This is a genomic window from Lysobacter capsici, assembly GCF_014779555.2.
Lineage (GTDB): Bacteria > Pseudomonadota > Gammaproteobacteria > Xanthomonadales > Xanthomonadaceae > Lysobacter > Lysobacter capsici.
The window spans coordinates 4,116,518-4,129,768 of the sequence record NZ_CP094357.1; the positions used below are offsets into that span (position 1 = coordinate 4,116,518).

Sequence of the window (13,251 nt, forward strand, 5' to 3'; positions counted from 1 at the left end):
CGAGTCGGCGTCGTGCTTCGGGCAAATGAAGCGGCGGATTTACCGGCGCACGGGCATTGGAAAACACGAAGGCGGACACGAAGGCGAGTCGGCCATCGTGGTCGCGAAATGCGCTCAGTCGCTGGCGGCGGACTCCCCAGTCCACCGCATCGAGGCGCCCCAGGCGGGGCATGCGAAAACGAGCCGGCATGGTACCGCCGCCAACGCGAATTCGGCGCGGCCCGGCGCGCGGCACTTCAGCGCCGGTCGGGGCGAGTTGCGCTATGATTCTGCTGTCGGTGAACGCGGTCTCGCGCCCAGCCGAGGCCTCCAGAGCAAGCGTCCACTGCGTGAATACGCCGCAGTCGGCCCCCTACCCGCCCCTGTCCGACCTGCCACTAAGCGCGGCTCAAGCCTCGCGAACGCTACTCCATACCACGATCCGATCGCCGCGCAGACCGTCGTCGCTGCGCAACCACGGCTCGGCGGCGATCAGCGCCGTGCACGGCCCCAGGCTGCAGACCCGGATCGGACGCGCACGCGCGATCCCGCGCAAGCTATCGAGCACGCTGCGCAATACCGAGCCGGTGAACGGGGTGTACAGATAGAACACCGTGCCCGCGGAAAGATCGGCCGCGCGCGCATCGGCCTGGACGAAATCGGCCCGGTCCAGATTCAGGCCACGCGCGCTGCGCCGTGCGATCTCGACATAGGCCGGCTCCAGCTCGACGCCGAGGCTGCGCGCCGGCGTACACGCGGCGACCATCAGCGGCACGTGGCCCAGCCCCGCGCCCAGATCGACCAGCAGATCGTGCGCATCCAGATCCAATCGCGCGATCAGATCGAAGATATGCCGCGCGGGCGTGGGTTGGTAGAACACCATTTCCGCGGCCGGCTCGATGCCGTCGGCCTGCGGCGGTTCGAACTGCAACACACCGCTCAGCAGCGCATCGAGGTGATCGTAAGCGTCGCCGTCGGCATCGTACGCCGCATCGAAGCCGGCGCCATCGGACGCGTACTGCAACAGCCGTCGCGCGCCGGCACCGCTACGCAGGTCTTCGCGCAGGTCGCGGTACACCTCCTGATCGATCGCTTCCAATCGGGCCTGCAAGGCCTGGGCGCGATCGAGCAAGGCCTGATCGGGATCGACGCTTCCGGCCGCGACCGTCGGCAGATACAACATCGCGCGCTCGATCCGGTCCAGCGCCTCGGCGCGCTCGCGCAATCGCCCGGGCGCCTGCCACGACGGATCGCGTTCCAGTTCGGCGAGCAGGCTCTGCAATGGAGCGATCATCGTGGGGCTCGGATTCGACGGGTGCGCAACGGCCGGTCGCGCAACCAACCCATCATCCCGTCGCCACGCCGATCGCGCAATGCGCGCAGCCGTTCGCCGCCGTCGACAGCCTCAACGACCGGCCGCCGACACCGAATCCTCCAGCGCCCGCGCCTCGGCCGGATCGAGCGCATCGCGATGCGCCCGCAAGAACGTCCGCACCGCATCGCGATACTCGGCGGCGAAGCGCGGATTGCGCGGACTCACGGCCAGTTGCGCCGCCGCGCGCCGCACCGGCTCGCGATCCTGGTTCAAGCGATGGCGACGCCCGTACCCGGACTCATCGACCATGATCGCGATATTGCGCTCGAAACCAGGCACATAGCGAACCGCGAACGGGTCGCCCGGCGGCGGCAACAGATTGTTTGCGCGCGGCGGATACAAAGCGACATTCAAGGTATCGAAGTCGACGTTTACATCGGCGCCGTCGGCGGTCCTGAGCACCGCGCGATAAGCGAACACGGCCTGCTCGCTGTAGCTGATGGGAACCTCGTCGATGCCGACGACGGTCGCGCTGCCGGCGGTTCCACGGGCATGCAGGAACCATGCATTGAGATGGCGACCACCCGGTAGATTGGCGATGCCGGCCACCGCGCCGATCGCGCATAGCCACAGCCAGCGCTTGCTGCCGGTCCATTGGCTCAACAGCAGGGCCACGCCGTTGCAGCCGGCGATGAGCAGCAGCAAGGACCAGAACGGGTGGCGGCTGAGGAAGTAAGCGGCGGCGGACAAGGTGGCCATGGTGTCGAAGTTTCCCGCGGGCGCGGCGTGGCCGCGTCAGCTTGACGCGAGCCGATGACAGCGTCGCGTCAGCGGCGCGATCGCGCCAAGATCGATGCGCGGCCGGCATGCTTGCCTGCGCGCCATTCGACGGCGTCGCGAACGCGCGATCCGCGCCGTCAATGCCTCTGCGTCTTCACCTGCAGTTCGTCGAGGCGTTGTTGCAGCGACTGCACCTGCGCCGGATCGAGCTGGTCGCGATGCTTGTCGAGAAACGCCTCGACTGCTTGCCGGTACTCGGCGATGAATTCCGGATTGTCCGGACTGACCGCCAGTTGCGCCCGCGCGCGCTCTACCGGCTCGCGGTCCTGCGCGATCAAGCGCGCCTTGCCGTAGTCGGACTCGTCGACCAGGATCGCGACGTTGCGCTCGAAACCAGGCACGTACTTGACCACGAAGGTCTCGCCCTTCGGCGGAATCAGGATCGCATTGCGGATCGGATAGGTGCTGGCCGACATGGTGTCGAAGTCGAACTTCACGTCGCGTCCGTCGGCGGTCCTGAGCACCGCCGCGTACTCCCAGACCGGATTGTCGTTGAGGGTGGAACTGGTCGGGCTCGACTGCACGATCACCGCGGTGCCGCGGGTGCCGTAGGCGTTGAGGAAGGCCGCGTTGAGAAACGAACCGGTGAAGATGTTGGCCTGCGCCAACAACAGGCCGCCCAGGCTTAGCCAGGCCCATCCGCTGCCGGCGCGCCACACCGATACCAGAACGCCCAGGCCCATTCCGCCGAACAGGATCAGCAGGAACGACCAGAGCGGATGGTGCGACAGGAAATACAGGACCGACGACAAAACGACCACGCGTGCGACTCCGGCAGGGCTTGCGCGCATGGTCGCATGGCGTCGATGGCGGTCGCGACCGCGCTTCGACCCGGCGGCGGCGAATCGGCGCGCAACGCCGTGGTGGCGACAGCCCGACGCCAACACCGGTCGCGATGCTGATCCAGGCCTCGTTCGGCGGGCCATCGGGCGCCGCCTGCCAGCCGCCGCGTCGCCGCTCCAGACCGCCTGGGCCGCGGCCGCCGGCATTCCGTCCCTCACGCAGCGGCCTGCCGCGAATGCTGCGCCGCACAAGCCAATGCAGGGGTTTTTGCCCCGGTGATCGCCCCACGGCAGGCCTTGCCCCGTCAAACTTGACCATATTGAAAATTAATTTTCATATTCTGAAAACTGTCGACAGGCCGCTCGACCCGGTCTGAGGCCCAGTCCGACCACGCTTTCCGGCCCGCCGCGACGACACCACGGGTGCCGCCGAGATCCGTTCCGACCCCATTCGTGGAGTGCGCAATGCCGAAGCTCGCCGCCTCGTCCCGTCTGCAGCTCGCGCTGGCGATCGAACCGTTGCCGTTGAAAACGCCGTTCCGCATCGCCGGCCATCGCTTCGATGCGATGCCGGCGCTGACCGCGATCCTCAGCGACGCGCGTTGTTACGGCCGCGGCGAAGCCTGCGGCGTCTACTACCTCGACGATCGCCCCGAGACGATGCACGCCACTTTGCAGGCGCATCGCGACGCGATCGAGGACGGCATCGACCGCCAGCAACTGCGCGCGTTGCTGCCCGCGGGCGGCGCGCGCAACGCGATCGACTGCGCGCTGTGGGAACTGCAGGCGCAGCGCGAAGGCCGGCCGGTGTGGGCGCTGGCGCGGATGCCGCAACCGCGCCCGCGCGTCACCACCTTCACCCTCGGCGCCGACGATCCGGCGACCGTGGCCGCCAATGCACTGGCGTATGCGCAGGCGCGCGCGCTCAAGCTCAAACTCGACGGCGACCTCGACAGCGATATCGAACGCGTCCGCGCCGCGCGCCGCGCGCGTCCCGACACCACGCTGAGCGTCGACGCGAATCAGGCTTATCGCCTGGACACCATCGCGCCGCTGATCGCGGCCCTGGTCGATCACGGCGTCAGCCTGCTCGAGCAGCCGTTCGCGCGCGGTCGCGAGGCCGATCTGGACGCGCTCGATTGCCCGATCGACATCGCCGCCGACGAAAGCGTCCAGGGCCTCGACGAGGTCGACGCGCTGCGAGGCCGGGTCGATGTCATCAACATCAAGCTGGACAAATGCGGCGGCCTGACCGAGGCGCTGCTGATGGTCGAACGCGCGCGCGCGCTCGGCATGAAGACCATGGTCGGCAACATGCTCGGCACCAGCTGGGCCGCCGCGCCGGCGTTCGTGCTCGCGCAGGTGTGCGATGTGGTCGATCTCGACGGCCCGATCTTTCTCGCCGGCGATCGCGCGCAGGCGGTCGTCTATCGCGACGGCCATATCGATTGCCCCGCGCAGGTGTGGGGCAGCGGTGTCGCCGATGGCGGCGTCGCGCTCGAACGCGATGCCGTCATCGCGACCCACGCGCCTTCGTCTTGAACCGATTCGCTTCGAACCCAACCGCCGACTCCCCACTCCAGCACCGATCAGGCCCGCGACCATGACCCCCGACACCGCACGACTCAGCCGCCGCCGTCTGCTTCAGGCCACCGCCGCCGCGGCAACCCTGGCCCTGCCCTTGCACACGCTGGCCGCCGCCAAACCGGCCTCAAACCCCGGTACGAACACGCGCTCGACCACGACGAAGTATTCGCCGCGCGCCCGCGCCATCGTCGAACGCGCGCTGGTGATCGACATGCTCGCGCCGCTGCGCCTGGACCTGCGCGCCGATGCGTATGCGCTGCCGCTGAGCGACCAACACCTCGCCGACTTTCGCGCCAGCGGCATCGACGTGTTTCACAACTCCTGGGGCCTGGGCGGGCCGGATGCGCGCGAACGCGTCGCCGAACATCTGGCTGGCTGGAACGGCTGGATCGCCCGCCACAGCGACCTGTTCTGCCTGGTCGACAAGGCCGCCGACCTGGACCGCGCCAAGGCCGCGGGCAAGATCGCGGTGATCGCCGGGGTGCAGAACGCCGAACACTTTCGTAGCAAGGACGACGTCGCCTTCTTCCACGGCCTGGGCCTGCGCTGCGCGCAGTTGACCTACAACAGCCAGACCGTGATCGGCTCGGGCAGCACCGAGCGCGAGGACGGCGGCTTGAGCGACTACGGCGTGAGCGTCGTGGGCGAAATGGAAAAGGTCGGCATGCTGATCGACGTCTCGCATTGCGGCGACCGCACCACCCTGGACGCGATCGAACTGGCCAAGGGACCGATCGCGATCACCCACTCCAACTGCCGCGCGCTCAACGACCATCCGCGCCTGAAGACCGACGAGGCGATCCGCAAACTCGCCGCCAAGGGCGGGGTGATGGGCATCACCGGCGTGCGCATGTTCGTCAGCGCCAAGGAACCCACCACCCTCGACAGCATGGTCGATCACATCGATCACGTCGCCAAGCTGGTAGGCATCGAGCATGTCGGCATCGGCTCGGACGCGGACCTGTACGGCTACGACGCACTGCCGCCCGATCAACTCAAGGCATTGCGCGATTCCTACAAGGCCAGCTACGGCTTTCGCGAGCGCATCGACATCGAAGGCTTCGATCGCCCGACCAAGACTTATGAACTCACCGATGCGCTGATCCGCCGCGGCTACAGCGACGGCGATATCGAAGCGGTGCTCGGCGGCAACTTCCGCCGCCTGCTCGGTCAGGTCTGGCGTTGATCGCAAGGTCCGATCGACCGCGATAGGCCGATATCCAAACCACGCGACACGACGTTTCAGGCATCGCCACGACATCCGCTCTCCGGGGAGAGAATCATGCCGCAGCTCGATACGCGCCACACCGCACGCCATGGCCTGGGCCTGGCGATCGCCTTCGCCCTGACTACGTGGTCGTGCGCCGGCCTGGCCCAGACCACAGCGGACGCATCCGAAGAAAAGACGCCCGAGCGCACGAGCGCGCAACCCTCGGCGACCCTGGAAGCGGTCACCGTCACCGCGCAGAAACGTACCGAGAACGCGCGCAAGGTGCCCGCGTCGATCAGCGTGGTCAGTGAGCAGCAACTGGAAAACCAGCACGTCACCCAGTTGGCGGATTTGAACGGCTATCTGCCGGCGATGACCATCACCGATCGCGGCACGCCCGGCCAGACCGCGGTGTCGTTGCGCGGCATTCCGACCCTCGGTCCGGGCGCGGTGGTCGGCACTTATCTCAACGACACGCCACTGGGATCGAGCAGCAACTTCGCCCGCTCCAGCGGATTCGTGCTCGACCTGCTGCCCTACGATATCCAGCGCGTGGAAGTGCTGCGCGGCCCGCAAGGCACGCTGTACGGCGCCGGCGCGATGGGCGGCTTGCTCAAGTACGTGCTCAAGGATCCCGATCTCGACAGTTTCGAAGGCCGCGTCGGCGGCGGAGTGTCCAGCATCGACGGTGCCGGCGGCAACGGCTGGAACGTGCGCGCCGGCGTCAACGCGCCGCTGGTCGAAGGCAGACTCGCGCTGCGCGCCTCGTTCGCCAACGAGTTAACTCCCGGCTGGGTCGACAATGCCTACACCGGCCGCAAGGACATCAACGACACGCTTCAGCGCAGCGGTCACGTCTCGCTGCTGTGGCAGGCCAGCGACGATGTGAGCGTCAAGTTCACCGGACTGCATCAGACCGTCGATGCCGACGACAACAGCCTGTCCATTCTCGATGCGAACCGCCGCCCGCGCTTCGGCCTGGACGGCACCGACAAACCAGCCAGCGAATGCTTCGAGAAGAAGGTCGACTTCTTCGCCGCCACCGTCGACTGGAACCTGCAATGGGCCGACTTCGTCTCGGCCACCAGTTATTCCAGGACCAAGACCTACCAGCTCAACGATCAGAGCAAGACCTACGGCCCACTGTTTCCGCTGTTCGGCGCGCCCGAGGGCGTGTCGACGTTTCCGCTCAGTCTGGACCTGAAGAAATGGACCCAGGAATTCCGCCTGGCATCCAAGTCCGACGAGCACATCGAATGGATGCTCGGCGCGTTCTACACCCATGAAACCTCGGCCAATCATCAGGAACTCAGCGCGCGCTCCTTTGCCGGCGTGCCGGTCGCCGGGCTCGACCCGCTGGCGATCGTCGACTTGCCGTCGACGTACAAGGAACGCGCGCTGTTCGGCAACCTCACCTACAAATTCAGCGAACGCTTCGATATCACCGCCGGCCTGCGTTACGCCAGCAACGATCAGGATTTCAAGCAGATCGCCACCGCCGGCAGCCTGCTCGAACTGGGCACCACCACCGGTCAGTCGTCCGAGGACGTCGCCACCTACCTGCTCGGCGCGCGCTGGCATCTGGACAACGACAGCCTGCTGTATGCGCGCATCGCCAGCGGCTATCGTCCCGGCGGCCCCAACGTCGCCCTGCCGGGCGTGCCGCCTTCGGTCGATTCCGACAGCCTGGTCAACTACGAATTCGGCTGGAAATCGTTGTTTCTCGACCAGCGCGCATCGATCGACCTGGCCGCGTTCCTGATCGACTGGAAGGACATCCAGCTGTCCGCGTCCACTCAAGACGGACTGACCTACTCGGCCAACGGCGGCAGGGCGCGCAGCCGCGGCGTGGAGCTGACTTCGGCATTCAAGCTCACGCCGAACCTGCGCGTGGGTTTCAACGGCTCGTTCACCGATGCCTCGCTGAGGGAGGACGCGCCTTCGCTGAAAGGCCTGTCCGGCGACACCTTGCCGGGCATTCCGCGCTGGACCGCCGCGCTGAGCGCCGATTACGACTTCCAGTGGAGCGCCGGTTTCAACGGTCATGTCGGCGCCGGTTACCAGTGGATCGGCAAGCGCAAGACCAACGTCGATCACAACCCGAACGCCGCGCCATTGCCGGCGAGCGGCCAGCTCAACCTCAACGCCGACGTGTCGCGCGACAACTGGACGCTGCGCCTGTACCTGCGCAACCTCGCCAACGAACGCGATATCACTTCGCTCGGCCCGGTCACCAGCGCCACCACTGGCGCGATCGTGGAGTGGCAGGCCAACCGCATCCAGCCGCGCACGGTCGGGCTGGAATTCGACGTTTGGTTCTGAACGCAACGCGCGCCGCGAACCGCGCATCCCTTGATCGCGGCGCATCAGTCATCGAACCGGAGCGGCGAGCGCTCGGGTTCGCAGCCTCATCGACGACCGTGTCCCGCCACGGCCCGACCTCACAACGGAATGTCCGCATGCCGATTTACGCAACAACCGATGCCGCCACCTTCGAACCGCTCGACCTGCCCCAGCCTTATCTGTTGTTTCTGGGCGATGTCACCCACCCGGCCTACGCCAAGACCGCATTGGGCCTGCGCGACTGGGCGCCCGAGCGCTGCGTCGGCGAACACCGCCTCGATGACGCCGGCGTCAGCGTGGGCCTGCCGGCGATGACGCCATCGCAAGCGCGCGCGGCCGGCGCGCGCGCGCTGGTGATCGGCGTGGCGAATGTCGGCGGGGTTATTCCCGATCACTGGATGCCGGCGCTGCTCGATGCCTTGGCGAACGGACTCGACCTGATCAGCGGCATGCATATGCGCCTGGCCGACATCGCGGCCTTGCGCGAACAGGCGCGGCATCACGGCCGGCGCCTGATCGACGTGCGCGAACCGCCGTCGTCGCTGCCGGCCGCGAGCGGGCGCAAGCGCAGCGGCAAGCGCGTGCTGACCGTCGGCACCGACTGCGCGCTGGGCAAGAAATACACCGCGCTGAGCCTGGCCCGCGCGCTGCGCGAACTCGGTGTCGACGCCGACTTCCGCGCCAGCGGACAGACCGGCATCCTGATCGCCGGACGCGGCCTGCCGATGGACGCGGTGGTGTCGGACTTCGCCGCCGGAGCCGCCGAATGGCTCAGCCCCGATGCCGATCCCGCGCATTGGGACGTGATCGAAGGCCAGGGCTCGTTGTCGCATCCGGCCTACGCCGGCGTGTCGCTGGCCCTGCTGCACGGCAGTCAGCCCGATGCGATCGTGGTCTGCCACGAACCCGGCCGCCGCGACATGCTCGGTTATCCGGGTTATCGGCTGCCGAGCATCGAGGAAACGATCGAACTGAATCTGCTGCTGGGCCGTCGTACCAATCCGGCGATCCGCTGCGCCGGGATCAGCCTGAACACCTCGCAATTGAGCCCGAACGAAGCGCAGGCCCTGATCGCCAGCGAAAGCGCGCGCCTGGGCTTGCCGGTCGCCGATCCGATCCGCGGCGGCGCGGCCCTGCATGCGTTGGCGCGCGCCTGTCTGGACACGGCGTCGTGAACGCCGCGCGCGAGGGCCGCGCATCATGAGCGATCCGACCCGGCCGGCTACGTGGTTCCAGCGCTATCTGCTGCCCGGTTTCGCGTTCAAGGCGGTGGTGATCGGCGGCGGTTACGCGACCGGCCGCGAACTGGCCGAGTTCTTCCTGCCCAGCGGGCCCTGGGGCGGCGTCGCCGGCATGCTGCTGGCGATGGCGCTGTGGAGCGTGGTGTGCATGGCGACCTTCGTGTTCGCCCACAGCGCCCACGCCTACGACTACCGCAGTTTCTTCAAGCAGTTGCTCGGGCCGTTGTGGGGCTTGTTCGAGTTCGCCTATCTGGCCTTGTTGATCGTGCTGCTGGCGGTTTTCGGCGCGGCCTCGGGCGCGATCGGCGCGGCCATGTTCGGCTGGCCCGCGCTGGTCGGCAGCTTGTGCCTGATGGTCGGCATCGCCGCGTTCGTCAGCTTCGGCAACGAAGCGGTCGAACGTCTGTTCAAATGGGTCTCGTTCTTTCTGTACGGCATCTACGCCTTGTTCGTGCTGCTGGCGCTGTCGCGCTTCGGCGATCGCATCGCGGCCAACTTCGCCCTGCCGCACAACGGCGAGGGCTGGGCGCTCAACGGCCTGACCTACGCCGGTTACAACATCATCGGCGCGGTGGTGATCCTGCCGATCGCGCGCCACTTCCGCGGCCGTCGCGATGCGCTCGCCGCCGGCCTGATCGCCGGGCCATTGGCGATGCTGCCGGCCCTGTTGTTCTTCGTGTGCATGATCGCCTACTACCCGCAGATCGCCGGTGAGGCCCTGCCCTCGGACTTCCTGCTGCAACGCCTGCAGATGCCGTTGCTGCACGGCGTGTTCCAACTGATGATCTTCTCGGCCTTGCTTGAAAGCGGAACCGGCGCGGTGCACGCGATCAACGAACGCGTGGCCACGGTCTGGCGCGCGCGGCGCGGCGACGCGCTGCCCAAGCGCGCGCGCCTGGCGATCGCCGCGGCCTTGCTGATCGGTTCGATCTTCCTCGCCGACCGTTTCGGCCTGGTAGCCCTGATCGCCCAGGGTTACCGCGGCCTGTCCTATCTGTTGCTCGCCGTCTACGTAGTGCCGTTACTCACCTGGGGTCTGTGGCTGTTGGGGAACGGACGTCTGCGTCCGCCGCCCGCGACGCCGCCCCTCGCTCATTCCACTGGAGGACGTCCATGAAGTTGTCGCGTCTGAAATCCTTCGCCGGCGCGCTGTTGCTGGTCGCCGCCATCGGCGCCCCGCATGCGCAACCGGCGCCGTTGTCGCCGGCGCCGCCCGCGGCCGCCATGCCCGCGGTCGCGCCCGCTGCTGCCGCGTCCCAGCGACTCAACACCCAGGAGCTGGCGGCCTATGTCGACGGCGTGGTCGAGTCCTATCAGCGCCGCTTCGGCATCGCTGGCGTCACCGTGGCGGTGGTCGATGCGCAAGGGCCGCTGCTGCTGCGCGGTTATGGCATCGCCTCGCAGGACCCGCCGCACCCGGTGAGCGCCGATCGCACTCTGTTCCGGATCGGCTCGGTGTCCAAGACCTTCACCTATCTGGAAACGCTGAAACTGATCGACGCCGGCAAGCTCAAGCTCGACGCGCCGGTCAACGATTACCTGCCGGCCGATCTGAAACTGCCCGACGACGGCTACAAGCCGGTGCTGCTGCGCCATCTGCTCACCCACACCGCCGGTTACGAAGACTCGGCCTTCGGCCATCTGTTCGCCAAGGACCCGAAGCAGGCGCCGAGCCTGCACGACTATCTGCAAAAGCATCGTCCCGCGCGCGTGCGCGAGGCCGGCACCCGCGCGGTCTATTCCAACTACAGCGTCGCCCTGCTCGGCGAAGTGCTGTCGCAGGTCAGCGGCGTGCCGTTCGAAGCGCTGATCGAACGCGACCTGTTCGCGCCGATGGGCATGAGCCGCACCACCTTCCGCGAACCGCTCGGCGCGGGCGATCCGCGCGATTCGGGCGCCGCGTTCAAGGGCCTGTGGTCGACCGGGCATCAGCGCAGCGCGGGCGGGTTCGAGCCCAACGGCTTCGAGTACATCGCCCAGGTCGGACCGGCCGGCGCGGTGTCGAGCAATGCCGCCGACATGAGCCGTTATCTGCGCATGCTGCTCAATCGCGGCGAACTCGACGGGCGCCGCATCGTGTCGGCCGAGGCCTTCGCCAAGCTGGAAGGCGCGCCGCTGTTTCGCAACGCGCCCGACGCGACCGGTCTGGCCTACGGTTTCTTCCGTCGTCAGTACGGCCAGGTGCATGGCCTGGAACATGGCGGCGCGACCTTGTACTTCCATTCCAATCTGCTCGCCGTGCCCGAACTGGGCTTCGGCGTGTTCGTGTCGACCAACACCGACACCGGCGCGCGTCTGGCCGCGGAATTGCCGGCGCTGTTGCTGCAGCACTATTTCGAACGCGCCCGCCCGACCGCGCTGCCCAAGCCGGCGAAAGACGCGGCGACGGCGCTCGCGCCCTATGTGGGCAAGTACCTGAGCGAGCGCCGCAACCATCGCCAGTTCGAGAAACTGCTGACCGCGTCCAACGGCGACGTCGGCGCAACCAAGGACGGCTATCTGACCTTGAGCGCCGGTGGCGAGACTTCGCGCTGGGTGCAGGAAAAGGCCGACGTGTTCCGCGCGGTCGAAGGCCCGGGGCGGCTGGTGTTCCTGCGCGACAAGGGCGCGATCGTCGGCTTCGTGTCGCCGTACGGCCACGATGTGCTGGCGCGCGCCGGGGTGTTCGATACGGCGAATGCGCTGTACGGCTTGCTGGCGCTGAGCGTGCTGGCCTCGCTCGGCGTGCTGACCGGCGCCTGGCTGCGGCGGCGCGCATCGCCCAAGCATCCGTCTTCGCCGGCGCATCGCGGCGCGCGTTGGCTGACGATCACCGCGATCGCGTGGTTGTTGTTCGTTATCGCATTCGGCGTGTCGGTCGCGCAGATCGTCTCGGCCGGCAACGAGGCGATCTATAGCTATCCGACCGGCCTGCTGCGTCTGGCCGTGTGGCTGGGTTTGCTGCCGCTGCTGCTGAGCCTGCTCGATGCCGCGCTGCTGTGGCCGGTGTGGCGGTCGAAGGATTTCGGCGTGTGGCGCAAGCTGCGCCATACCCTGGTGGTGGCGATCTTCCTGCTGACCGCGTATGCGATGTGGAGGTGGAATGTGATCGGCTGGAAGTTGTAAGCCATCCAGGCGCGCGATATCGAAACCGATTCGCGGGCTGAAACCACGGCGTCGGGTCTGAAGGCCCTGTCACGACGGACCGCGCGAGCGCGGAATCGTTGGTGACAGGGCGCTTCGGCCCGGCGCTTTCGTTTGGATCGTCGTCAATCGCGAAGACGCCGTCGGCGCCCTGGCGCAACACCGACCACTCGCCCCGGCCCCGCTGTCTTCGATTTGTCACGAAACGGCCATAAATTGATGGAATCCCGCTGCGAATGGTCCGCGATCCGACCTGTCGAGCGCACTCAATCAAGGCCCTGCCCGCAATGCGTTATTTCAAGTTGGTTCTGCTGCTGACCCTGCTGCTGTCCGCGCCGCTTCAGGCCAAACCGCCGTACGTCGAACTGGAACAGCGGCTGACGCCGGAGCAGTTGCGCGAAGTCGGCCTGTCGGCCGAACAGCTCGCCACGCTCAACCGGATGCTGCGCGAAGCCGACGCCAAGTCCACGACCACCATCGCCGAGTCGGCACCGCAAGCCAGCGACGGCCCGCAAGTCGGCGCCGGCGCGCCGCCGGTGCGCGCGCCCGGCACGGGTCAGTTCATCGGTCTCAACGATGAGCCGATCAAGAGCCGGCTCAAGCACGACGTCAGCGGCTGGGAGCCGGGCACCGTGTTCGAGCTGGAAAACGGCCAGCAGTGGAAGGTGCTCAAGGGCAGCATGAAACTGAAGAAGCCGATGGTCACGCCGGAGATCGTCGTGGTCCCGGGCGTCGCCGGGCGTTGGTTCATGCAGGTCGACGAGGACATGCCCAAGGCGCGGGTGTACCGGATCGATTGATTCCGAATCGATCGATGCGGGATCGACGAAG

General features: G+C 67.3%; 10 protein-coding genes. 7 read left to right on the plus strand and 3 right to left on the minus strand.

What is annotated here, in order from left to right; genetic code table 11:
* Nucleotides 1-388: 388 nt before the first annotated feature.
* The 3 genes from IEQ11_RS16760 to IEQ11_RS16770 all read right to left on the minus strand — a co-directional run bounded on the left by IEQ11_RS16760 (nt 389) and on the right by IEQ11_RS16770 (nt 2,895).
* Nucleotides 389-1,273: a methyltransferase domain-containing protein gene (locus IEQ11_RS16760; RefSeq protein WP_191822177.1), complete on the minus strand. Its 885-nt coding sequence runs from the start codon at nt 1,271-1,273 to the stop codon at nt 389-391.
* Between the two features lie 111 nt (nt 1,274-1,384).
* Nucleotides 1,385-2,053, minus strand: a complete 669-nt coding sequence (locus tag IEQ11_RS16765) for a hypothetical protein (RefSeq protein ID WP_191822178.1) — start codon at nt 2,051-2,053, stop codon at nt 1,385-1,387.
* 158 nt (nt 2,054-2,211) lie between these two features.
* Nucleotides 2,212-2,895 (minus strand): hypothetical protein, encoded by a 684-nt coding sequence (locus IEQ11_RS16770; RefSeq protein WP_191822179.1) that lies wholly within the window; start codon nt 2,893-2,895, stop codon nt 2,212-2,214.
* 486 nt (nt 2,896-3,381) lie between these two features.
* Here IEQ11_RS16770 and IEQ11_RS16775 point away from each other — a divergent pair, with 486 nt between their 5' ends.
* From IEQ11_RS16775 to IEQ11_RS16805, 7 genes are all read left to right on the plus strand, one after another.
* Nucleotides 3,382-4,458 (plus strand): dipeptide epimerase, encoded by a 1,077-nt coding sequence (locus IEQ11_RS16775; protein WP_191822180.1) that lies wholly within the window; start codon nt 3,382-3,384, stop codon nt 4,456-4,458.
* A 61-nt stretch (nt 4,459-4,519) separates the two neighbouring features.
* The gene (locus IEQ11_RS16780) at nt 4,520-5,689 is read left to right on the plus strand and encodes a dipeptidase (protein ID WP_191822181.1); all 1,170 of its coding nucleotides are present in this window, start codon (nt 4,520-4,522) and stop codon (nt 5,687-5,689) included.
* A 96-nt stretch (nt 5,690-5,785) separates the two neighbouring features.
* Nucleotides 5,786-8,035: a TonB-dependent receptor gene (locus tag IEQ11_RS16785; protein ID WP_191822182.1), complete on the plus strand. Its 2,250-nt coding sequence runs from the start codon at nt 5,786-5,788 to the stop codon at nt 8,033-8,035.
* Nucleotides 8,036-8,172: 137 nt separating this feature from the next.
* Entirely contained in the window at nt 8,173-9,231 is a 1,059-nt protein-coding gene (locus IEQ11_RS16790) for an N-acetyltransferase DgcN family protein (RefSeq protein ID WP_191822183.1), read from the plus strand.
* A gap of 25 nt (nt 9,232-9,256) precedes the next feature.
* Complete coding sequence (locus IEQ11_RS16795; RefSeq protein ID WP_191822184.1) at nt 9,257-10,414, plus strand: YkvI family membrane protein; 1,158 nt, start codon at nt 9,257-9,259, stop codon at nt 10,412-10,414.
* Entirely contained in the window at nt 10,411-12,402 is a 1,992-nt protein-coding gene (locus IEQ11_RS16800; protein ID WP_191822185.1) for a serine hydrolase domain-containing protein, read from the plus strand. The genes IEQ11_RS16795 and IEQ11_RS16800 overlap by 4 nt, the downstream gene beginning before the upstream one ends.
* 305 nt (nt 12,403-12,707) lie before the next feature.
* Entirely contained in the window at nt 12,708-13,220 is a 513-nt protein-coding gene (locus tag IEQ11_RS16805; protein ID WP_194735144.1) for a hypothetical protein, read from the plus strand.
* Nucleotides 13,221-13,251 lie beyond the last annotated feature (31 nt).